Raw genomic sequence first — 19,133 nt, 5'->3', positions numbered from 1 at the left:
CCCTCAGTGTCAGTTGCAAGCGACACCGAGTCAGCAGAGCAAGGGCTCTGGTCCGCTAGCGGTCCGCTTCTTGTCCGGGACTGGTCCAGGACCGGTCCGCCGCCGGACCTCGTGTGGTCATGCTCCCTGATCCCACTCTGGTGATCGACAAGTTCGCACATTCGATTGCAGGGGGGCGGGAATCAATGCGGGCCCTCATAGATGGAAGGAGGTGCACGGCGGATCTCCTCCAGCACGTGCTCCGGGTGACCGTCGTACACGATGTGCGGCTCTGTGTCGGTCGGTGGGGCGAAGCGGGCCGCGTGGCGCAGAAGGTCTTCCTCGCTGAAGTGGATGCTGTTGGGGTCGACCAGCGACTGCTCGTTGCGTTCCCGGATTCGGCTCCAGCGCACCTCGTGCGGGGCCGGCAGGTAGACGAGTACGGGCGCGCCGCCAGCCGCCATCACGGTCGCTGCCCAGTGGGCCCGTTCTTCGTGAGTCCAGAAGCCGTGGTCGACCACGACGTCGTGCCCAGCCGCAAGGAGCTCCTGGAGCTCAAGGGCGACGTCCTTCAGGACGGGGGCCTCCCGGACCTTGAACTCGCCGCGAGGGAAGTCTCGGCCGTAGTGCCCGTACCGGCGGAACATCTCCTCATCCGGGCAGAGGCGCTGGAACCCGGCCTGCTCCAACGTGCGGGCGAGGAAGGTCTTGCCGGATCCCTGCAGACCGGACAGGAGGACTGCGCGTGGCCCCGGTCGGCCGGACAGTGCTGCGGAGATGCGCCGGATCTCGAATCGTCCTTCCAGAGGCAGGGTGTCGGTGCGCTGCGCGTGCAGGAGTACGTCCAGCCGGCGCTCAAGGCAGCCAGCGAGGGTGTCGTCCAAAACCTCGGCCTCGCGTGTAGTCACCGCAGGACCTCTGAGGTCGTCCTGCGCGTCCGGCCTGGGGCGCCAAGGTCCACGCCGTACTCCAGCACCTCGCCATCGGCATCCATGAACCGCGCGGTGAGGACCAGGATCGCCGCAGTCGTGCCGGCCTCCAGCTCCAGGAGCTCGAGGTCGTCCGCGGTGGCGATGCGTGCCGACTCCTCGTCAATCCGCATAGCAACCTGCCGTCCCGTGGCCTTAGCGATCAAGTCGAGCGACAGCCCGCCCTTAAGTCGCGCGCTGCGCGCCAGCTCCGGAAGCAGTTGGGCGAAATCGGCCAGGATCCAGGACGTGGAGTGGGAGACGATGCCGTGATCGTCTCGGTAGACACGGCTGCGGCGAATCACGTCGTCACCAGGCGTAATGCCAAGCGCGTGCGCAACATCCTCGGGAGCTTCGACTATGCCGGCCGTGTGGCCGGACGACTGTTCTCCCACGCCCCAAGAAGACTGAGTCTTGCTGCTGCGGTCGTGACGCTCCGATCCGGAGGACAGCGAGATGGGGCGAGCCATCACCTCCGTGCCCACGCCCGGGATGCCCTGCACGAGCTTCTCTTCGCGGAGCAGCCGCATCGCACGGTCCGCGGTAGCGGTGCTGACGCCCCATTCGGTGGACAGCGTCTTGATGCTGGGCAAGAGGTCGCCGGGCGCGAGGGCCCCGGAGCTGATCAGGTCGCGGTAGTGGCCCGCGATGCGCGCGTACGGCGGCCGATTGTCGGCTCGGGGTGGCCCGGACATGTGCCTTCGCCTCCTTCAGGTTCATCTGGTTGCCTCACTATACCGCTTGACACCTGAGGGTACCTGATGCAACCTGATGTATGTAGGTCGGTGGGACTCACGGAACACCGACTACCGCAAGGCCGTAGGAAGTTGTCCGCCTCGTAAGAGGGGGCCGGGTCGATGGCAACACCAAATCCCCGGGTTCCGACTTCCTGCATGCAGCGCAATGCGCTGTCCGTCCGTCAGGACGCCGGGGTTACTCGTGCGGCCTGGTGGGCGGAGAGAGCACCGCGAAGCACTTACTCCCCTCCCCTTCGCACATGAGGAGATTTGCCATGGTCATCACCGCCGCGATGCCGACAGCCAAGGAACGCCCCCGCCGGACCCGCACGAAGCGGGTCAGCGCCTTACCCGCCCTCAAGCTCTCCAAGCTTCTGCCCTCGCACATCGACCTGCGTGACCCGCTCAAGGCCGTTCTGGTCTGCGGGGACTGCGGCACGTGGGTGCCGATCACCGGCATCAACAGCCGCGTGCAGAAGTTGGTCCCGCACCACACCGGCAAGGCCGGCGTTGCCGACGCAGTCCACTGCAAGAGCAGCAACCGCCGGATCGAGTTCGACATGACGATTCCCCAGTGGCGCCAGGCCCTGACCGACGCCGCCACGGAAGCCTCCAGTCGCCAAGCCACCACGGTGCTGGCCAAGGCATTCAGCCCGGCGACCGACCGGACGTTGCGGGCTCGTGCCGAGCGCACCCCGGCCGGCCGCGTGGCCGACTGGGATGCGGTTCAGGTGCAGGTCGGCGAGGCCGACGCCGCACGGAAGGAGCTCCCGGACGGCGAGCGTCCGGCTGATGGCCCCGAGATTCCGCAGGAGCCGGAGCACCTGGAGCGTCACAACCGGCGGCAGGCGGAGCTGGGCAAGTACACCCGTGACGGTCAGCCGGCAGAGGGGGCCCCTGTGCAGCCCGAGTGCGCGCACTGCGGGACCACCGAGCTGAACTTCGTTCGCGCAGCCGCTGCCGGATGGGGTCAGGTCCTCCGCCGGACCCACTGCGGTCGGTGCGCCGGCCGATTCCCGGTCTGGATGCGCACCCAGTTCTGACTCGCACGCGGAGACGATCGCCCACGGCCCCGGCCGCCCCGTTTCAACTGGGGGCGGCCGGGGCCGTGGCTGCTCGTACGAACAGCCTGAACAGCACGACAGCCCCGGTGACTTGAGACCCTCCGGGGCTGTCCAGGACCCGCTTGGAGACCTGATGCCCACCAGCATCGCACGGAACGACAGCGACTCCGACCCGATCATGGACGAGGCCCTCCGCCGCGTTCGCGAAGGGCGGTGACTGGCATGGACTGGCGACACAACGCGGTCTGCGCCGACGAGGGCGACCCGGAGCTCTTCTTCCCCAACGGCAACACCGGTTCGGCGCTCCTGCAGATTGAGGAGGCCAAGGTCGTCTGCCGCCGCTGCCCGGTGATGGAGCAGTGCCTGCAGTGGGCGCTGGAGTCCGGGGAGGACACCGGCGTCTGGGGCGGGCTGTCCGAGGACGAGCGTCGGGCGATGAAGCGTCGGGCCGCCCGCAACAGGGCGCGGCAGGTGTCGGTATGAGCGACGAGGACCAGAAGCGCCTCGCGGAATCGCGACGCCAGACGGAGAAGGACCACGACTTCGGCCGCCGCGCACACGGCTGAGCAGTCCGTCCCGCAGGACGTCACATCAACTTCCTTCCCGCACCATGCCGCTTCACCAGGTCGGCCGCCCGCACCACGGGCGGCCGGCCTTTCGCACGCCTCCAGCCCGGGAGACTCTCGGGCCCGTACCCCCGCAGGAGAGCCCATGCGTACCAGCACCCCGCTCGACATCGCGACGACCGCCGACACCACCCTGCTGCCGGACTCGCTGTGCACGCACACCCCGGTCTGCCCGGCGGCCGACAGTCCGGACCGGGAGGCCGCTCAGGTCGTGGCCGCCTACCCCGCGCAGGGCTGGAGCCTGCTCTGCAACGCCGTCCTGGTCTTCGAGGACACCGGCGAGCTGCTCCCCGACGGCCAGATCATCGCCCCGCACCGCTCCCGCGCCGCGGCCTGACGGCCTCCTGATCCGCTGGCACCGGCCGCCGAACTCCGGCGGCCGGTGCCAGCGGTGAAGGGCAGCCGGATCCGCAACCAGAAAGGACCCGTAGTGACCACCCGACGCCCGGCCCGCCGGCCCGCCACGAAGAAGACCACCGCCGACCAGCCCGCCGAGACCGCCTCCGCCGTGGCCACCGCACAGAAGCCCACCGCCTCCGCCGGCCCGGCCGAGGACACCGAGGCCCTGGTGACCGCCGCACGCGCCGAAGCCGACCAGCTCCTCGCCGCCGCCCGCACCGAAGCCGCGTCCCTGGTGGACCAGGCCCAGCAGCAGCTCAACGACGCGGACACCGCCGCCCGCCGTGCGCAGAGCGAGGCGGAGGAGATCCTCGCGGCCGCTACCGCGCAGGCCGAAAGGATGCGCAAGCTCACCGACGAGCAGATCACCGCGGCCGAGGAGACCGTGCAGCGCGCCCGCACGATCGCCGACGGCGACCTGGCCGCCGCCGAGCAGACCCTGGCCCGCCGCCGCCAGGCCGCCGAGAAACTCCAGGCCGAAGCCGAGCTGGAGGCCGGCCGGATCGTGGACGCGGCCCGCACCCGGGCGGAGCAGGTCCGCGCCGAGGCCGAGGACGACAAGAACCGCGCCCAGACCGAGGCCGACTCCACCGCCGAGCACGCCGCGCACCTGGTGGCCGAGGCCAAGGAGCGGGCCGCGGACCTCATCGCGGCCGCCGAGGCCGACGCGGAGGCCCGGCGGGAGGCCGCGGCCCAGATGCGCGAGCAGACGGAGAAGGACGCCGAGCAGCTGCGCACGCAGGCCCGCGACGGGCTGGCCGCCGCAGAAGAGGACGCGGCCGGGATCCTGGACGCGGCCCGCGGCCAGGCCCGCGAGGTCCTGCGGGAGGCTGAGGAGGACGCCGACGACCGCCGGACCGAGGCGCAGCAGACGCTGCAGGCTGCGCGGGAGCAGGCCGAGGACGAGGTCCTGAAGGTCCGCTCGCTGGCTGAGGCGAAGGCGGCCGGTGTCATCACCGGCGCGGAGACGGCGGCCGCCGAACGGATCGCGGCCGCCGAGAAGGACGCCGCCCGCCTGGTCGCCGAGGCCCAGGAGCAGGCAGCCGCTGTCCGTACCCGGGCCCGGTCCGAGCAGCAGAGCGCGCAGCAGCAGCTGGCGGCCACCCGGGAGGAAGTCGCCCAGGCGCAGGCGCTCATCGAGCGCCAGGCCCTGCGGAAGAACTTCGTCAACACCTGGGGCCCGCGCGTGGCCCTCGGCGCGACGATCGTCCTGACCGCGTCTGGCGAGTTCGCTCTGGCCAAGCTGGCCGGGTGGCCCGCCGAGGTTGCCTGGGCGCTGCCGCTGGCGATCGACGTGTACGTGGTGCAGGCGTTCCGCCGGCACCGCGACGTGGCCGCCGCGCTGATCCTCATGGTCGCCGCGAACGCCGCCTACCACCTGGCGGCCGCCGGCCTGGTCGGCGTGGAGAGGCCCGTCGGCGACACGCTGAAGCCGCTGTGGTGGCTGATCGTGTCGGTCGCGGCCATCGCCCCGTGGGTGATGTGGCGGATCCACCAGATCACCAAGGAACCCGGTGAGACGGCGTCCGGTGAGACCGGCACGGCCACGACCGGGCAGCCGGTTGAGACCGTACGCCCCCAGCCCACGGGTGAGACCGACACCGCCCTGCCCGTCGGTCTCACCGCCCCCGGTGAGACGGTCCCCCACCCGCGCACCGCTCCGGTGCCCTCTGCTGAGACGGCAGAGGGTGAGACGCGGGGGGCCCTTGAGACGGCCTCCGATGAGACTGGAGCCCCGGTGAGCGCGGCTGAGACGACCTCTCACACGGGTGAGACCCGCAGGTCAGACCGTGAGACGACCGCCAGCCCCGGGGGCGCGGTCGCCCTCCCGCTGCGGTCGGTTGAGACGAACCGCCCCGCCCTCGCCCGGGACGCTGAGATCGAACGACAGGTCACCTCGCTGCTGAGCCTGATGTACCGGCGGCAGGGCCTCGGCACCGTCTCAGTCGACGAGGCCAAGGACGTCCTCGGTGTCTCACGGGCCACCGCCGGCCGCCGTCTTGAGATCGCACGGTCCCGCTACACGGACGTCTCGTGAGACGACGCGGCCAACGCGGCCGCGCCGGTCACCCCATCCGACCGAGAGGAGCTCCTCCTGTGAGCACGTCCCAGTTCGTGATCGGCATGGTCCTCGTCCTGGTGGCTCTGGCCACCCTCGTGGCCACGCCGTTGCTGATCGTCCACTCCCGTACGACGTACGACCACGGGCCCAGCTGCTTCTGGTGCCACCCGCGCATCCCGGGCCTGCGGCGACGCTGAGCCCGCGCCGCCCCAGCATCCGACACCAACAGTGAAGGCCAGCCCATTCGACCTGGGCTGGCCTTCGCTGCGACTGCCGGAAGCAGTCAGCAGCCCCCCGATTACACCAGACCCGACCCCCACGGAGGACCCCCGTGAGCACCGACCACAACGGTCAGCCCTTCTTCGACGACCCCAACGCGGCGCTGCGCGAGATCGCGCAGAACCCGGTTGCCTACGCGCGCTACCTCGCGGACTTCAACCGGGTCGTGCTGGACATGCAGGCCAAGCTGGAGATCCTCCAGCGCGAGGCCCGCCTGCACTGCCGCAAGACCCGCGTGGAGGGCGACAAGTGGGGCCAGGCCCGGCTGCGTTCCTTCCCGGTGGAAAAGTCCCTGAACGACGTTCTCAAGAACCTCAAGAGCGCCGGTTCGGGACTGGAGAAGAGCGCCCACAAGCGCCACGCCCATGACGAAAAGGTGAAAGAGGTCAAGAGGAACCGAAAGGAAAAGGCGCAGATCAAGGCCCGTAAGAACAATCTGCAGCTTCAGGCTGCCCCGGAGCACCCGGGACAGCAGGGTGTGCAGGGCCAGAATTCCGGCTATGGTGGTCCCACGTCGATTTACAACCTGGACCGCAGGGAGTCGGCGTGAGTGCAGGTCGCCCGCTCACGAAAGCCGAGCGGAAGGCGATGAACCGTGCGGAACACGAGCGGAAGATCGCACAGGATCTGGTCGCGCAGCACGGCAGTGACCTCGGCACCTTTTACGCCTGGCTGCGGATTGTGAATATCCGAGGCACCCAGGCGTATCGCGACGGGAACACGGACTTCATCCGTGAGGCCGCGCTCGCCCTGAAGAACGTCTACGGCCGCCACTCCGGCTAGCTCACCGCGCCCCGTGCGAAGGGCCGCCCCCGAACCGTGGGGGCGGCCCTTCGACGACCCCAACGCGTGCCGCGCGTGTCGCGTGCCGCGCGTGGCGTGCGCGCGTGTACGCGAGGCCGATGCCGACTGTCAAGCCCAGGAGGAGGGGCCGTGTCCGACGACACCGAAAGCAACGTCATCAACCTCCCCACTCGGGGTGGCGATTCCGGCGGAATTCCGGAACTCCCGGATGCAGGGAATCTGTTTTTTGCTCAACCGTCCGGCGAAAGTGCGAACAGTTCGGGTTCTCCCGAGTCTCCGGAAGGGGCGGTCAGGGAAATGCCGCCTATTCGCGGCCCTATTTCCCCGGAAGTCGCATTGCGGGAATCAGGAATGCCTGATGCTCCGGATTTCGAGGACGAAGAATGCGAGGAAGGCGAATATGGGCAGCCTCGTTCTCTCGCCGACCGTCTCGGTGACTGGCTGGAACTCCGGCTGGAAGTGGCGCGGGACCGGCACGCCGGTGAGGCGCCGTTCCGTGAAGCGGAAATAGCGCGCAAGACCGCGCTTTTGGAAGCCCGCACCGCTCAGGAAACCGCGATGATGGAGCAGAACGCCAAACTCCACGCCGCGCAGATGAAGGCGAGGGTCGACAAGACGGCGGCGCACGGCAAGGCCGACGCGTCGCGGTCCTCCGGCTCCGGCCTGGGTGCCGACAAGGGCGGCCGTTCGAAGGCCAGCGGCGGGGGCGGCTCACGCGGAGGCGGCGGCAGCTCCAACGGCTCCGGCTCCGGCGGCTCTGGTCGCGGTTCTGGGAGCGGCACCTCCCCCAAGGGCCCCGGGAAGGGCGCTGATCGCTCCGCTGGCGGCGGTAAGGGCGGTCCGAAGGGCACCGAGTCGTCCGGAGGACCGAAAGGCCGCCAGAACGGCGCTGGGGGCTCCGGGGCGGGCAAGTCCGATAAGGGCAGGGGTAGTTCGGGCGGCTCCGGCGGCAAGAACGGCTCGGGCGGCACCGGGACCGGTAAGGGCGGCACGTCGAAGGACTGGCCGGCCACCAGCCCCAGGGCGGAGCGTGCCCGAGGCCGCCAGGAGCGCGCCGCGGCCCGCCAGGCGGCGCGTCAGCAGCGGCGCAGCGCCGATCAGGCCGCGAGCCTCGCCGACCGCAGCCAGGACCGCGCCGCGGTCCTGGCGGCACGTGAGGAACGCCGCAAGGTGAAGGCCGAGCGGGCGGCCGCGGCACGGGCGAAGCGGGAGGCGGCCGAGGCCGCCAGCGGCCGTACGACCCTGGGTTCGGCTCTCGGGCAGGAGGCGAAACGCCGCTGGGACAAGCGGCGTGCGGCGGAGAAGGACAAGGCCGCGAAGGACGACAAGGCCAAGGACGACGCCGAGGACGCCACCGGTGACAAGGAGTCCGAGGCAACGAAGAAGGTGCCCAAGGACGGCCCTGAGAAGCCCTCGGACAGCCCGAAGGACGACTCCAAGGCCAAGGGGCCGGACGAGAGCGAGAAGAGCGAGAAGGCGGCCGGCGGAGCCGAGGCCGAAGACGACAAGGACGGTACCGAGAACGGCGCACCAGACGGTTCCACGGACGCTGAGCCGCAGGACACCGCCGAGTCTGAGGACGACCTGAAGGACGACCCCGACGACGGCCGCACGTTCAAGGAGCGGCTCTCGGACTGGTTCAAGAAGGTCCGCGAGGACGCCGCCCCGCCCCCGGCCGGGCCGTCGACACTGCGGCCGGAGGACCTCAACGTCACCGTGGACCGCCCCGACGGCCCGGCCCGGTCCCCGCAGCCCGAGCCGGCCGGCCAGGACATCTGGGACGCCGTCATCGTCGACGACCCCGCCGACCCCTTCGGCGCCACCCGCACTCCAGTGGCGAGCCTGCCTCGTGCCCCGGAGCCCCATACCCAGCGTCCCGGCACCAGCCGGCCCACCACACAGGAGGACCCCATGGCATCGGAGGTCAACAAGCCCACGGGCCAGACCGGCATGCCCGCCCAGCACCGCACCGACATCACCTTCGGCGAATACCTGGTGGAGATCGTGAACATCGCGATCGCCTCCACGCTCGACAAGGACCGCGCGGAAGAGCTGGCCGACGCGCTCGGCAAGGTCGCCGACGCCCTGCGGGACATGGCCGCCGACCTCGGCGCCGACCACAACATCGCCACCGCAGTCGTCGACCAGGTCACCGACCTGGCCGACGCCGCCACCCGGATGAAGACGCTCGCCGAACGGTGCGCCGGCGAGTGCCAGGTGGCCTCCGAGGCCGCTGTCCTCACCGCCACCTCGGTCAGCCGCGTCTACGGCCAGGACATCAACGCCATGCGCGACGCGGGCCTGGCCCACGCCTCCGCCGCCGCCCACCACGACTAAAGACGACAGGGGGATCCGCCATGAACGACCTCGCACCCACCACCAGCGGCACTGCCGCCCGCACCGACAGCGACAACCGCTACAAGGCCGTCCAGCACAAGCTCAAGACCTTCGCCACCGCCATGGACCTGGCCGCCACCCAACTGGAGGGGCTGCTGCTCGGCATGCGCCGCAACGCCGTTCGCACCGAACGACTGGCCGGCGACATCGCCAACGCGGAACTCGACCGCACGTTCATCGAGATGACCAACCAGGTGGCCCTCGCCCTCGGCGGCGCCGCCGTGGAGGTCCGCAAGCTCCACGAGGCAGCCCAGGAAGTGTCCCACCTGGCCAGGGACGCACGCCGTACCCACGCGCGGCTGTACGAGGGCCTGGACAACGTCCGCTCCAGCCGCAAGGAGCGCACCCCCAAGCCGGGCTTCTTCGCCCACTGACCCCTCCCCGATGGGCGGCCAGCCACCGGCGGCGGGCCGCCCATCGCCATCTCCCGAAAGGAACATCCGTGCCCGTGCCGCGCAGCGTCGTCCTGGAGCGCACCTTCTACACCCTGACCGCCCCGGTCCTCGCCGCGGCCCCGAACCTCTTCCCCGACAGCCCCGTCAACACGGTCGTGCAGCTGGCCGGCGCGGCCGGCATCGGCGGCTGGATCCTGGCCGCCAAGAGCGACGCCGCCGGTGCCGGCCGCAAGATCCTGCGCTGGTCGCCGCTCGTGGCCGCCGCCGCGATCGACATCGCCGCCAAGAACACGATCGGCTGGGGCCCCTACTGCCTGGACGGCTTCCTCGCCGCCGGATGGGCGACGGCCGGCCTGCTGGTGATGCCCTTCTCCCGGCACACCCGCCGCCACCACCGCCCCGCCCTCGCCGCCCCGGCCCCCGCCCCGCAGCTCCAGCCCGCCCCCGAACCGTCCCCCGCGCAGCCGGACGACGGCGCCGACGCCTTCACCCGCCAGGTCCGCTGGCTGTGGGAAGCCCGCGGTCTGCCCGGCCGCACCATCGTCATCACGGCCACCCCACACCCGGGCATGCCCAACGACTTGTCTCTGCTGCTGCGCTCCACCGAGGCCGGACGCCCGATCTCCAGCCTCACCGCGGAAGCCGTCGCCGCCGCGTTCGGCGTCGAGACCTACGACGTGCGGATCGAGGATGTGGTCCGCCAGTACGGCCGCGAGGGCGGCCCCGGCTGGAAGGAAGTCCACGTCACCCCTGACCTGAACGAGCGCCGCCGCAAGGCGCCCACCACCCACGAGTGGTGGGCCGACCGCATCGCCAGCGGGCCCGTGCCCGGCTCGGAGTTCATCAAGAAGATCCGCGACCACGCGCGCAAGGTCACCCACTACATCGCCCAGGTCCCCGACGAGCTGGGCGAACCGTGCGTCCACCAGCACTCGCTGGCCGCTGCGCTGAAAACCAAGTACGACGAGGGCCGGCTGTTCGTCACCGTCGACGGCAGCCAGGTCCTGGTCAGCCTGTGGGACTCCAGCCCGCTCGCCCAGATCTTCCCCGCCACCAAGGAGCTCCTGACCCCGGACAAGGACGGACGGTGGGTGACCGGCTACCTCGGCAACGGCCAGCCAGCCCGCAACCGCGTCTACACCGACCGGGGCGCCGCCCACGGCCTGTTCGTCGCCCCCTCCGGCGGCGGCAAGACCCAGCTCATGGGCCTCCACGTCGCCGCCGACGCCCTGGTCGGCGCGGTGGTCTGGCTGGCCGCGGAAGCCCCGGACGAGAAGGCCGCAAAGCTCGGCGAGTACACCGACCGCTACGGCATCGGCGCGCTCTACATGATCCGCCTCCTGCGCACCCTGGACGCCCTGATGGATATCCGCGGCCAGATGCCATGGGACGACGGACGGGTCTACGACTGGGACCCCAAACTGCCGGGCTGCCCCTACCGGATGCTGTCCGCCTACCTCGACGAGTTCCTCTCCGCCGCCCGCAACGGCGACTACGGCGCGGAGATCATGGACCTCGCAGAAAGGGTCTCGGTCAAGGGCCGCAAGTACGGCATAGGCCTCAAGGTCGCCGGCCAGTCCATCTACGTGCAGGACGGGTTCACGCAGCTGCTGTGCGAGAACCTGCGCGAGAACTGCATCCCCGTCGTGCTCAAGGTCGCGCCGAAGAAGGTCGCCGAGATGTTCAAGACCCTCGGCATCTCCTCCGACAACACCCCCGAGCCCCTCCCCCGCTCCTTCTCCCCCGCGGAGGCGGGCCGGATCGAGCGGGTGATGGCCGGCGAGCCCGAGCCGCCCGCCGACTCCAACACCGGCGGCGCCGGCTGGATCGTCGAAGCCAAGCAGCCCGAAGTCCTGCGCACGCTGTTCATGGACTTCAAGGCCGGCCTGGACGACTACTTCCCCGACACCGTCGCCAGCCTCACCGACTACGAGATCCGCGAGCTCCAGGCACGGGACCTGTGGTTCGACTGGACCGAGCCGCCCCGGCCCGGGGAATTCGGCCCCGAACCGATCGATGACGAGGACGAGGACAACCCGAAGGGCGGCGGCAAGCCCCACGGCGCGGGAAAGCCCGCCGCGCGCCGCGACGCGGTCACCTCGCCCCGCCAGGCCCTGGAGGCCATCAAGAACCTCTCCCGCGCCTGACCCCACCCCGCACATCCCCGCAGGGCCCGGCCACACCGGCCGGGCCCCGCCCACACCTGGAAGGACACACCGCTCGTGCCCATATCGATCTCCGTCATCGTCCTCCTCGCCATCGTCGTCACCGTCCTCATCCGAGGCGACTCCGTACGCCCCTGCCCCGCCCTGGCCTGCACCGCCTTCGGCTTCTTCCTCGCCTCCACCGGTGCCGCCCCCTTCATCACCGACGCGACCAGCGGCATCACCGGCTGGATCTCCACCCTCTGACACCGACCCCCTGCCGGCGTCGACGGGCCCCCGACCCCAGCACCTCCGACGCCTTCAGAGGAGCACCGATGCCCCACCCCACCCCCGCCCCACCCACCCCGGCCCCCACCAACGCACCGCCCGCCGAACCGTCGCTGGAAGCCCGCATGGCCGCCACGGAAGCAGTGATGACCGTCCGGCTGGAGGAAGCCGCCGTCGCCTACGAGGTCAACACCGCACACATCCCCACCGGTCCGCTCGACCTGGACGACGTCATCACCCTCCCGCGCACCCCGGCGCTCCAGCCCACGACTGCGCACCCGACCCCGGTCGCGGCGCTCCTCCAGCGCGCGCACCACCGGCTGCTCACCGGCGGCTGGTGCGCCGGCGTCCTGGTCGACCAGGACGGTGCCCGCTGCCTGTACGGCGCGATCCGCATCGAAGCCCGCGACGACCAGACCCTGGAGTCGCGCGGACTTCAGGTGCTGATGGACGCGATCCGCCGCCAGTTCGGCGACGTCGACTCCGTGCCGTCCTTCAACGACGCCTTCGCCAACGGCCGCATCCCGATGCGGATGCTCGACCAGGCCGCCGACCTCGCCGACGCCCGCGGCCTCTGACCGCCCCGCTCCGGACCACCTGCCTCGCACCCGCCACCGCGCCCGACGACAGTGCCCCCGACAACGTCCGCCCTTTCCAGCGCTGACACCCGGTCGCTCCGCCTGGTCCTCGCCCACCCCGCAGCCGCGGGGCAGGGCGAGGGCCGGACAGGCCGACGCCGTTCTGAACGACCTCCGACCCGGCCACGCAGGCCGGGGCGGAGTCCGCTCACGGGTCGGCCGCAACATCGGCAAGAGGCCGGCCGCCCCGCTCCCTTCACCCGAAAACGAGATCAGGAGAACCCCAGCATGCCCCGTCTGCCCCTGACCACCGAGCGCCTGGCCCTCTTCGGCACCCTGCTCGCCACCTTCGGCGAGCTCCATCCTGCCTGCGACCCACTGGGTCCAGGGATCGAAGACCGCTTCGCGCAAGCGTCTGTACGGCCAGGACCTGGTCCACGCCGACGGCTCCCCCGCCGCGCCGGACTCCACCCGCCCGACCATGACCACCAGCGCCCTCGGCCGGCGCGCGGTCGCCTGCCACGTCGCCTCGTACACCGCCGTGCAGCTCGGGGCGACCATCGCGATCACCCGCGCGTTCGGCTACCGCGTCACCCCGACCGCGCTGCTCGCCGGAGCGGCCATCAACGCCGGAACACACGCTGCGATCGACCGCGGGGCCTTACTGCTGTGGCTGGCGAAGAAGACCGGCAAGACCGGCTACATCGAGCACTGCCAGGCGGTCCGCCTCGCCGACGACGGCACGGTCACCAAGGAGATCACCGGGCCCGGCAGCGCGTGGATGGAGCTGGACGCGGCACTCCACCGCGCCATCGGCATCGGCGCCGCCGCCGTCACCACCTGGCTCACCACCCGCCCCGGCGCCCGCCGGTGACCGGCACCCGTAGCTCCCGAGAGGACAGCTGAGATGGCGAGCCCGAAGGCCACGAACCCGCCCTCCGGCCAGTGCACGCAGTGCTGGTTCCACGCCTACGCCAGCCGCGAAGCGCACGCCGGGCTCGGTCCGCGTGAGGACTGCCCGCAGTGCGTGGACCACATGAAGAACGGCCACCCCTCCCACATGATCGTCCGCTGATGGCCGCCGCCCTGCTCACCGACCACGCGGTCCAGCGCCTGACCGGAGCTGTCCGCACCCCTCACCCGCAAGGAGTCCGCATGAGCTCGCCGACCTTCCCGTACCTGCCGGACAGCTCCCTGGTCGTTCTGATCGGGGCCAGCGGCGCAGGCAAGTCGACGCTTGCGGCCACCTGGCCCGCATCTCAGGTCCTCTCTCTCGATGCGCTGCGCGAGACGGTCAGCGGCGACGCGGGCGACCAGGACGCGACCGGCGACGCCGTCGCCGCCCTGCACCTGCTCCTGGAGGCCCGGATGCGCCGGCGCCGGTTCACCGTCGTGGACGCCACGAACGTCACCCCCGCGTCCAGGGCGCCGCTGGTCGCCGCCGCCAAGCGGCACAACATGCTCGCCATCGCGGTCATGGTCTCCACCCCGGCCTCGGTGTGCGTGGAGCGCCAGGGCCCGCGGCCGGCCAACCGGACCGTGCCCGACGACACCGTCCGCGCGCAGCACACGGCGATGGTCCGCTCCCACCCCAAGCTGCTGGCCGAGGGGTTCAACGAGGTCCACTTCTCCGACAGCCTGTGCCAGCTGCAGCCCTACCTCCAGCGGCTGGGCGATGCCCGCCAGGCCGACCTCGGGCTGGACGGCGGCGACGGCCTGGGCGAGATGCTGCTCGTCCGCCGGGTGTTTGGCGCCGAGGTTCTCCCGCTGTGGCGGTGGAAGCCCGGCTCGAAGGCCGCCGGCGGAGACCGCGTTGCGGAGATCCGCCTCGGCCAGCAGTACCTCACCCTCGCGTTCCGGCCGAACGTCGACGGGCAGGGGGACTACGGCTTCGACGTCGCGCTGCCCTGCCCCCACGACGACGAATGCACCGGCTGGGCCTGGGCGCCGGCGTACAGCGTCACCTGCCTCGCCCGCGCCCTGGCCGGCGAGCTGGACGACAGCGAGGACATCGTCTGCGCCGTCCACGGGCCCAACACCGGCCACGACCAGGACGACGACCACGACGGCCAGGAGCAGCTGCACGCCGAGGCGGTCCGCGCGTGAGCCGGGCCGCCGACGGCCCGCACCCGCACCCCCTCACCCAGGCCGACCTCCCGGCCGGGGACGAGTGGCTGACGGCCTGCGGGGAGTGCCACCTCCCGATCCAAGGCGGCGCCGCGGGCCTCGGCGCGCACCGCCGCACGGTCCACAACCCCCGCCGCGACTACGGCGACCACCGCATCCCCATCACGGTCCGCCTCGACCTCGGCTTCTGACCCGAAGGAGATCCGTCCATGACCATGACCGAGACCGTCCGCGCGTACTACGACGCCCACGCCCAGGCCCTGCGCGAGCACGGCGCGAGGAACGCCGCCCGCCTGTGGCCGCGTCAGGCGCTGCAGTACACCACCGTCAACGGCGCCAAGTTCCAGCCGTTGCCGTCCCGCCTGCCCGCCCGGTCCGTGGCCCCGGCCGTGCGCTCCGCGCTGAAGAAGCACCTGGTGCACGAATACGACGTCGCCGCCCGCGACGGCTCCCCGCTGCACATCGTCTACATCCGCCACGCCCCCGGCACCTGGTCCGGCGGAGAGGACGTCATCGACGTCTACGAGCTCCCGGCCGCGGTTGAGTGATGGTCCTCCGTGCCGCCCCGCCCCCAGCCGAAACCGGTCGGGGCCGGGGCGGTCGCGGTGGTCCCTCACCACCGCGAGCACGAGAGGAGCTGGACGTCATGGCCAAGGACTACTTCGAGGTGGACGTCCCCATACGGAACACCGAATCGCCGGGCCTGCGCGGCGTGCACGTCTTCACCGGCCAGGCCGACAGCGGCACCGCCGCCATCAAGGCCGCGCACGAGGTCTACGACGCGGCCCGTGCCGCGGCGGCGGCCGGCCGTGAGATCCCCCACGGGCGCCCGGACGGATGGGGCGCCTGCGGATACCGGCCCGGCTGGGAGCTCGACTGGCCCGCCGCGAAGGCCGGCCTCTGGAAGAGCCCGTACAGCTGGCTCACCCGCCAGCCCTTCGAGCTGTAGCTCTGCCCCGGGACAGACGCACATCGGCGTCCAAACCAGCGCGCCTGCCCCGGCCTTCCCTCCCGTACAAGACGAGATGGAGACCCCAGTATGTCCTCACACCACGACGTCGACCACGCACTCGCCTACCCCGAACCGCCCGCCTCGCCGCTCTGGCACCGCCACAGCCCCAAGGCCCGGCCGATCACCGCCGGACAGCAGCAGCGCAACTGCGAGCTGCTGCTCCGCGCGCAGTACACCCCCCGACCCCGCACCCCGCGCACCACCAAGGACCGGACGGAGGCCCGATGATGGCCGGCCCCCAGACCCACCTCGCCCTAGACGGCTACGTCGACGCCATCCCGGCGCCGGGCACCAGCGGGGGCACCGCCGTCTTCGACCTCATCCACTCCCCCACCAACGCGGACCAGCTCGACCCCGACGCCCCGGACACCGTGTACGCCTGCACCACCGCCGACCCGCGCATCACCGACGCGCTGCTGCGCGAGATCCAGCCCGGCGACTTCCTCCGTGCCGCTGGCACCCTCATCCAGCCCACCACCGAGGGCACCCCGGCCCGGCTCACCGTCGACGCCCTGGAGGTGTTGAACGCCGCGCCGGCCCCCGTGCTGTACGACCTCGTCCTCGAGCGCTGGGGCAACTACGCGACCGTCTTCAACGCCGACCGCGACAGCGTCCCGGTGTTCACCGTGGACGGGAAGTGGATCGGCGAGGCCCCCACCCCCGACGCCATCCTCGACCTGATCGACGCCTTCGAGAACGGCACCGCGCGATGACGACCACGCTGCCCGCGCACCGTCCTGGAGCGGTTCTCCGCCGGCCACCCCCGCGGCTCCTGGCCCGCCGACGAGTACGCCGCCGCCCAGCGAGCCCAGGGCACCGACGCCCGCGTCGTCATGGACCTCGCCGGCGACCAGTTCCTCGTCATCACCGACACCACCCACTAGCCGAGAGGCGAACATGCCCGAGACCAAGCCCGAGTCCGCCCAGTACACCGCCGACGTGGTCGCCCTGACCCGCAGCGGCCACGTCCTGCTGATCGAGCGGGGCTGGCCGCCCTTCCAAGGCGCCTGGGCGCTGCCCGGCGGCTATGTCGAGCCCGGGGAGGCGCCGTTCGTGGCTGCGGCCCGCGAGCTCGCCGAGGAGACCGGCCTCGACGTGCCGGTCGGCACGCTGCACCAGATCGGCGTGTGGGACCAGCCCGACCGGGACCCGCGCGGCAGCTTCGTCACCTTCGCCTACATGGTCATCGTCGCCGAAGACACCCCGGTCACCGCAGGGGACGACGCCCGCGACGTCCGCTGGTGGCCGCTGACCGACCTGCCGGAGCTGGCATTCGACCACGCCGACATCATCAACGCGGCTGTGACCCCCACGCCCTGACACGGCACCACCCGAAGCGCCGCGCACGACCTTCCCGGCCGCGCGCGGCGCTTCGCCATTCCCGCCCGCTCCTCACCTGTGACCGTCGACCGGACCAAGGAGTCCGCCATGAAGACCTGCGTCTTCTGCGCCATCGCCGCCGGGGAGGCCCCGGCCGTCATCGTCCGAGAGTGGCCCGACGCCCTCGCGATCCGCCCCCGCAGCGGCGGCGTGAACGGCGGGCATGTCTTCGTCCTGCCGCGCGTCCACGTCCAGGACGCCGGCACCGACCCGGAGGTGACCGGTGCCGTGATGCGCCGGGCCGCCGAGCTGCTGGCCGACCTCCCGGCCGCGAACCTGATCACGTCGAAGGGCGAAGCGGCGACTCAGTCCGTTCACCACCTTCACGTCCACGTGGTACCCCGCGAGGCCGGCGACGACCTGCCCCTGCCCTGGACCCCGCAGCACGCCGCCCGCGCCGCCGCTGCGCAGAACGGAGCCACGTCGTGAACGGCCCCACCGCCCTGGTCATGGCCCGTGAGCCCATCCCGGCCCGGCCGTCCGTCTTCCTCGCCGGCCCCACCCCGGACAAGAGCAACCCCGTACCGTCCTGGAGGCCCGACGCCCTGCGCGCGCTCGCCGAGCAGTGGACCGGCCCCCAAACGCTGACCGTTCTGAGCCCCGAGTCCCGCAACGGCGACCGCGCCGACCGCTACGAGACGCAGGTTGATTGGGAGACCGACGCTCGCGCCGTAGCCACGGCGATCCTCTTCTGGATCCCCCGCGACCTGAAGACGCTGCCGGCAATGACCACCAACGTGGAGTTCGGTCTGGACGTGTCGACGGGCCGGGCGGTGCTGGGCTGCCCGCCCGACTGCCCCAACCCCGAGCGCAACCGCTACCTGATCTACGTGGCACGCCGCCACGGCGTACCGGTTCGCACCACCCTCACCGACACGGTGACCGCAGCCCTCGCCCTGGTCACCACCGCCCACTCCGAGCAGGAGAACCTCCGATGATCCGTCGCCTGTTCCGACGCTGCGCCACCGCACCCGGGACCGTCCTCGCCCCCGAGGACCAGGCCGTCGTCGACGCGTTCCACGCGATGCTCGCCGCCCTGCGCACCCCCGAACCCTGGACCCCCGGCTGTGCCCAGGACGTCGCCGTCCGGGTCGGCGCCCACATCGAACGGGCTCACACCCGGCCGGGCGACGACCACGGACCCGACGTGATCGCCGTCGCCCTGGTCCACCCCGGAACCCCGCACGCCGCGGCCTACGCCCACCGCTACACCCGTAAGGGCTGGCTCCGCTGCGAGACCACCGGGATCCTCGGCCTCTGGCAGCCGGCCTACACCGCGCTCTCCCACGCTGCCTCGGGCCTCGACCTCCCCGACAACGTCGGCATGTCCCCGGCCCACTACGGCGTCGACGTCGAAGCACGGCAGGCCGACGGATCCGGCTTCACCCTGCTCCGCCTCGGCCCGTACAGCCAGACCCGGCTCGCCTCCCGCGACGCCGACCGCCTCACCACCGAACTGGATGGCCAGGAGGCCACCGTCGTCCCGGGGCTCACCGTCACCGCGGCCAGTGCGCGTTTCGACTTCGACGACCACGAGAATTACAGCGACCCGTGCCGGAGCGACATCACTGAGCTCCTGGCCGCAGCCCTCGTGGGAGCGAACGTGTAGCTGACAAGGCGACGGCCCCCGCAGCCTGGGCGCCCCGACCGACAGCCCGCCCAAGCCCTGTCCCCGCTACGCGCGGGGGCAGGGCTTTTTTGTCTTTCGGGGGTTTCCTGAGGTTCTGTCCCGTCTGTCGTTTCCAATGGAAACGGCAGACGCGCGACGGACCTGCCGTGCGTGTGGCCTTCCGTCAAACCCCTTACAAGGCAACGGCGTTTCCACTGGAAGCGGCATCCGTGGGCTTGGCAGGACTCCGGCTGTCCCTGCTCGGGCTGCGCGAGGGAGCCAGCG

General features: G+C 71.5%; 27 protein-coding genes. 24 read left to right on the top strand and 3 right to left on the bottom strand.

The window, feature by feature from the left end:
- Positions 1 to 182: 182 nt before the first annotated feature.
- Both ACZ50K_RS33020 and ACZ50K_RS33015 read right to left on the bottom strand, forming a co-directional pair.
- Positions 183 to 887 carry a P-loop nucleotide/nucleoside kinase family protein gene (locus ACZ50K_RS33020; protein ID WP_468910053.1) on the bottom strand — a complete coding sequence of 235 codons (705 nt, stop codon included), beginning with the start codon at positions 885 to 887 and terminating at the stop codon, positions 183 to 185.
- On the bottom strand, positions 884 to 1,642 hold the full coding sequence (locus ACZ50K_RS33015) for a GntR family transcriptional regulator (RefSeq protein WP_468910050.1): 759 nt from the start codon (positions 1,640 to 1,642) through the stop codon (positions 884 to 886). Before ACZ50K_RS33015 ends, ACZ50K_RS33020 begins: the two co-directional genes overlap by 4 nt.
- A gap of 317 nt (positions 1,643 to 1,959) precedes the next feature.
- Between ACZ50K_RS33015 and ACZ50K_RS33010 the strand changes: the two genes are divergently transcribed.
- From ACZ50K_RS33010 to ACZ50K_RS32980, 7 genes are all read left to right on the top strand, one after another.
- Entirely contained in the window at positions 1,960 to 2,727 is a 768-nt protein-coding gene (locus ACZ50K_RS33010; RefSeq protein ID WP_468910049.1) for a hypothetical protein, read from the top strand.
- 243 nt (positions 2,728 to 2,970) lie between these two features.
- Positions 2,971 to 3,231, top strand: coding sequence for a WhiB family transcriptional regulator (locus ACZ50K_RS33005; protein WP_468910046.1), 261 nt, complete (start codon positions 2,971 to 2,973; stop codon positions 3,229 to 3,231).
- A gap of 291 nt (positions 3,232 to 3,522) precedes the next feature.
- On the top strand, positions 3,523 to 3,711 hold the full coding sequence (locus ACZ50K_RS33000; RefSeq protein ID WP_468910147.1) for a DUF5999 family protein: 189 nt from the start codon (positions 3,523 to 3,525) through the stop codon (positions 3,709 to 3,711).
- Between the two features lie 93 nt (positions 3,712 to 3,804).
- Positions 3,805 to 5,811, top strand: a complete 2,007-nt coding sequence (locus ACZ50K_RS32995; protein WP_468910043.1) for a hypothetical protein — start codon at positions 3,805 to 3,807, stop codon at positions 5,809 to 5,811.
- A gap of 59 nt (positions 5,812 to 5,870) precedes the next feature.
- Entirely contained in the window at positions 5,871 to 6,032 is a 162-nt protein-coding gene (locus tag ACZ50K_RS32990; RefSeq protein ID WP_468910041.1) for a hypothetical protein, read from the top strand.
- Between the two features lie 134 nt (positions 6,033 to 6,166).
- Positions 6,167 to 6,664, top strand: coding sequence for a hypothetical protein (locus ACZ50K_RS32985; protein WP_468910039.1), 498 nt, complete (start codon positions 6,167 to 6,169; stop codon positions 6,662 to 6,664).
- A complete protein-coding gene (locus ACZ50K_RS32980) occupies positions 6,661 to 6,897 on the top strand; it encodes a hypothetical protein (protein ID WP_468910036.1) in 237 nt (78 codons plus the stop codon). Before ACZ50K_RS32985 ends, ACZ50K_RS32980 begins: the two co-directional genes overlap by 4 nt.
- A 366-nt stretch (positions 6,898 to 7,263) precedes the next feature.
- On the opposite strand, the gene ACZ50K_RS32975 is transcribed toward ACZ50K_RS32980, so the two are convergent.
- Positions 7,264 to 7,503: a hypothetical protein gene (locus ACZ50K_RS32975; protein ID WP_468910033.1), complete on the bottom strand. Its 240-nt coding sequence runs from the start codon at positions 7,501 to 7,503 to the stop codon at positions 7,264 to 7,266.
- Here ACZ50K_RS32975 and ACZ50K_RS32970 point away from each other — a divergent pair.
- The 17 genes from ACZ50K_RS32970 to ACZ50K_RS32890 all read left to right on the top strand — a co-directional run bounded on the left by ACZ50K_RS32970 (position 7,477) and on the right by ACZ50K_RS32890 (position 18,848).
- The gene (locus ACZ50K_RS32970) at positions 7,477 to 9,255 is read left to right on the top strand and encodes an ATP/GTP-binding protein (RefSeq protein WP_468910031.1); all 1,779 of its coding nucleotides are present in this window, start codon (positions 7,477 to 7,479) and stop codon (positions 9,253 to 9,255) included. The two genes, ACZ50K_RS32975 and ACZ50K_RS32970, sit on opposite strands and share 27 nt — an antisense overlap.
- Positions 9,256 to 9,275: 20 nt before the next feature.
- Positions 9,276 to 9,689 carry a conjugal transfer protein TraB gene (locus tag ACZ50K_RS32965; RefSeq protein ID WP_468910028.1) on the top strand — a complete coding sequence of 138 codons (414 nt, stop codon included), beginning with the start codon at positions 9,276 to 9,278 and terminating at the stop codon, positions 9,687 to 9,689.
- Between the two features lie 68 nt (positions 9,690 to 9,757).
- The gene (locus ACZ50K_RS32960; protein ID WP_468910025.1) at positions 9,758 to 11,857 is read left to right on the top strand and encodes a chromosome segregation protein ParM; all 2,100 of its coding nucleotides are present in this window, start codon (positions 9,758 to 9,760) and stop codon (positions 11,855 to 11,857) included.
- A 75-nt stretch (positions 11,858 to 11,932) separates the two neighbouring features.
- Complete coding sequence (locus ACZ50K_RS32955; RefSeq protein ID WP_468910023.1) at positions 11,933 to 12,121, top strand: hypothetical protein; 189 nt, start codon at positions 11,933 to 11,935, stop codon at positions 12,119 to 12,121.
- A 68-nt stretch (positions 12,122 to 12,189) separates the two neighbouring features.
- Complete coding sequence (locus ACZ50K_RS32950) at positions 12,190 to 12,720, top strand: DUF6197 family protein (RefSeq protein ID WP_468910021.1); 531 nt, start codon at positions 12,190 to 12,192, stop codon at positions 12,718 to 12,720.
- A gap of 481 nt (positions 12,721 to 13,201) precedes the next feature.
- The gene (locus tag ACZ50K_RS32945) at positions 13,202 to 13,594 is read left to right on the top strand and encodes a hypothetical protein (protein WP_468910018.1); all 393 of its coding nucleotides are present in this window, start codon (positions 13,202 to 13,204) and stop codon (positions 13,592 to 13,594) included.
- 33 nt (positions 13,595 to 13,627) lie between these two features.
- A complete protein-coding gene (locus tag ACZ50K_RS32940) occupies positions 13,628 to 13,795 on the top strand; it encodes a pRL2-8 (RefSeq protein ID WP_468910015.1) in 168 nt (55 codons plus the stop codon).
- Between the two features lie 80 nt (positions 13,796 to 13,875).
- The gene (locus ACZ50K_RS32935; RefSeq protein WP_468910013.1) at positions 13,876 to 14,826 is read left to right on the top strand and encodes an AAA family ATPase; all 951 of its coding nucleotides are present in this window, start codon (positions 13,876 to 13,878) and stop codon (positions 14,824 to 14,826) included.
- Positions 14,823 to 15,038 (top strand): hypothetical protein, encoded by a 216-nt coding sequence (locus ACZ50K_RS32930; protein WP_468910011.1) that lies wholly within the window; start codon positions 14,823 to 14,825, stop codon positions 15,036 to 15,038. The genes ACZ50K_RS32935 and ACZ50K_RS32930 overlap by 4 nt, the downstream gene beginning before the upstream one ends.
- A gap of 18 nt (positions 15,039 to 15,056) precedes the next feature.
- Entirely contained in the window at positions 15,057 to 15,395 is a 339-nt protein-coding gene (locus ACZ50K_RS32925) for a hypothetical protein (protein WP_468910009.1), read from the top strand.
- A gap of 98 nt (positions 15,396 to 15,493) precedes the next feature.
- Positions 15,494 to 15,796: a hypothetical protein gene (locus tag ACZ50K_RS32920; protein ID WP_468910006.1), complete on the top strand. Its 303-nt coding sequence runs from the start codon at positions 15,494 to 15,496 to the stop codon at positions 15,794 to 15,796.
- 90 nt (positions 15,797 to 15,886) lie between these two features.
- Complete coding sequence (locus ACZ50K_RS32915; protein WP_468910005.1) at positions 15,887 to 16,087, top strand: hypothetical protein; 201 nt, start codon at positions 15,887 to 15,889, stop codon at positions 16,085 to 16,087.
- Positions 16,084 to 16,572 carry a hypothetical protein gene (locus ACZ50K_RS32910; RefSeq protein WP_468910002.1) on the top strand — a complete coding sequence of 163 codons (489 nt, stop codon included), beginning with the start codon at positions 16,084 to 16,086 and terminating at the stop codon, positions 16,570 to 16,572. Before ACZ50K_RS32915 ends, ACZ50K_RS32910 begins: the two co-directional genes overlap by 4 nt.
- A 184-nt stretch (positions 16,573 to 16,756) precedes the next feature.
- Positions 16,757 to 17,179: an NUDIX domain-containing protein gene (locus ACZ50K_RS32905; RefSeq protein ID WP_468909999.1), complete on the top strand. Its 423-nt coding sequence runs from the start codon at positions 16,757 to 16,759 to the stop codon at positions 17,177 to 17,179.
- A gap of 108 nt (positions 17,180 to 17,287) precedes the next feature.
- A complete protein-coding gene (locus ACZ50K_RS32900; RefSeq protein ID WP_468909996.1) occupies positions 17,288 to 17,668 on the top strand; it encodes an HIT domain-containing protein in 381 nt (126 codons plus the stop codon).
- Positions 17,665 to 18,177, top strand: a complete 513-nt coding sequence (locus ACZ50K_RS32895) for a nucleoside 2-deoxyribosyltransferase domain-containing protein (RefSeq protein ID WP_468909994.1) — start codon at positions 17,665 to 17,667, stop codon at positions 18,175 to 18,177. The genes ACZ50K_RS32900 and ACZ50K_RS32895 overlap by 4 nt, the downstream gene beginning before the upstream one ends.
- A complete protein-coding gene (locus tag ACZ50K_RS32890) occupies positions 18,174 to 18,848 on the top strand; it encodes a hypothetical protein (RefSeq protein WP_468909991.1) in 675 nt (224 codons plus the stop codon). The genes ACZ50K_RS32895 and ACZ50K_RS32890 overlap by 4 nt, the downstream gene beginning before the upstream one ends.
- Positions 18,849 to 19,133 lie beyond the last annotated feature (285 nt).

This window comes from Streptomyces sp. NPDC033845 (assembly GCF_055576225.1).
This window is presented reverse-complemented; position numbering and strand designations above follow the sequence as displayed.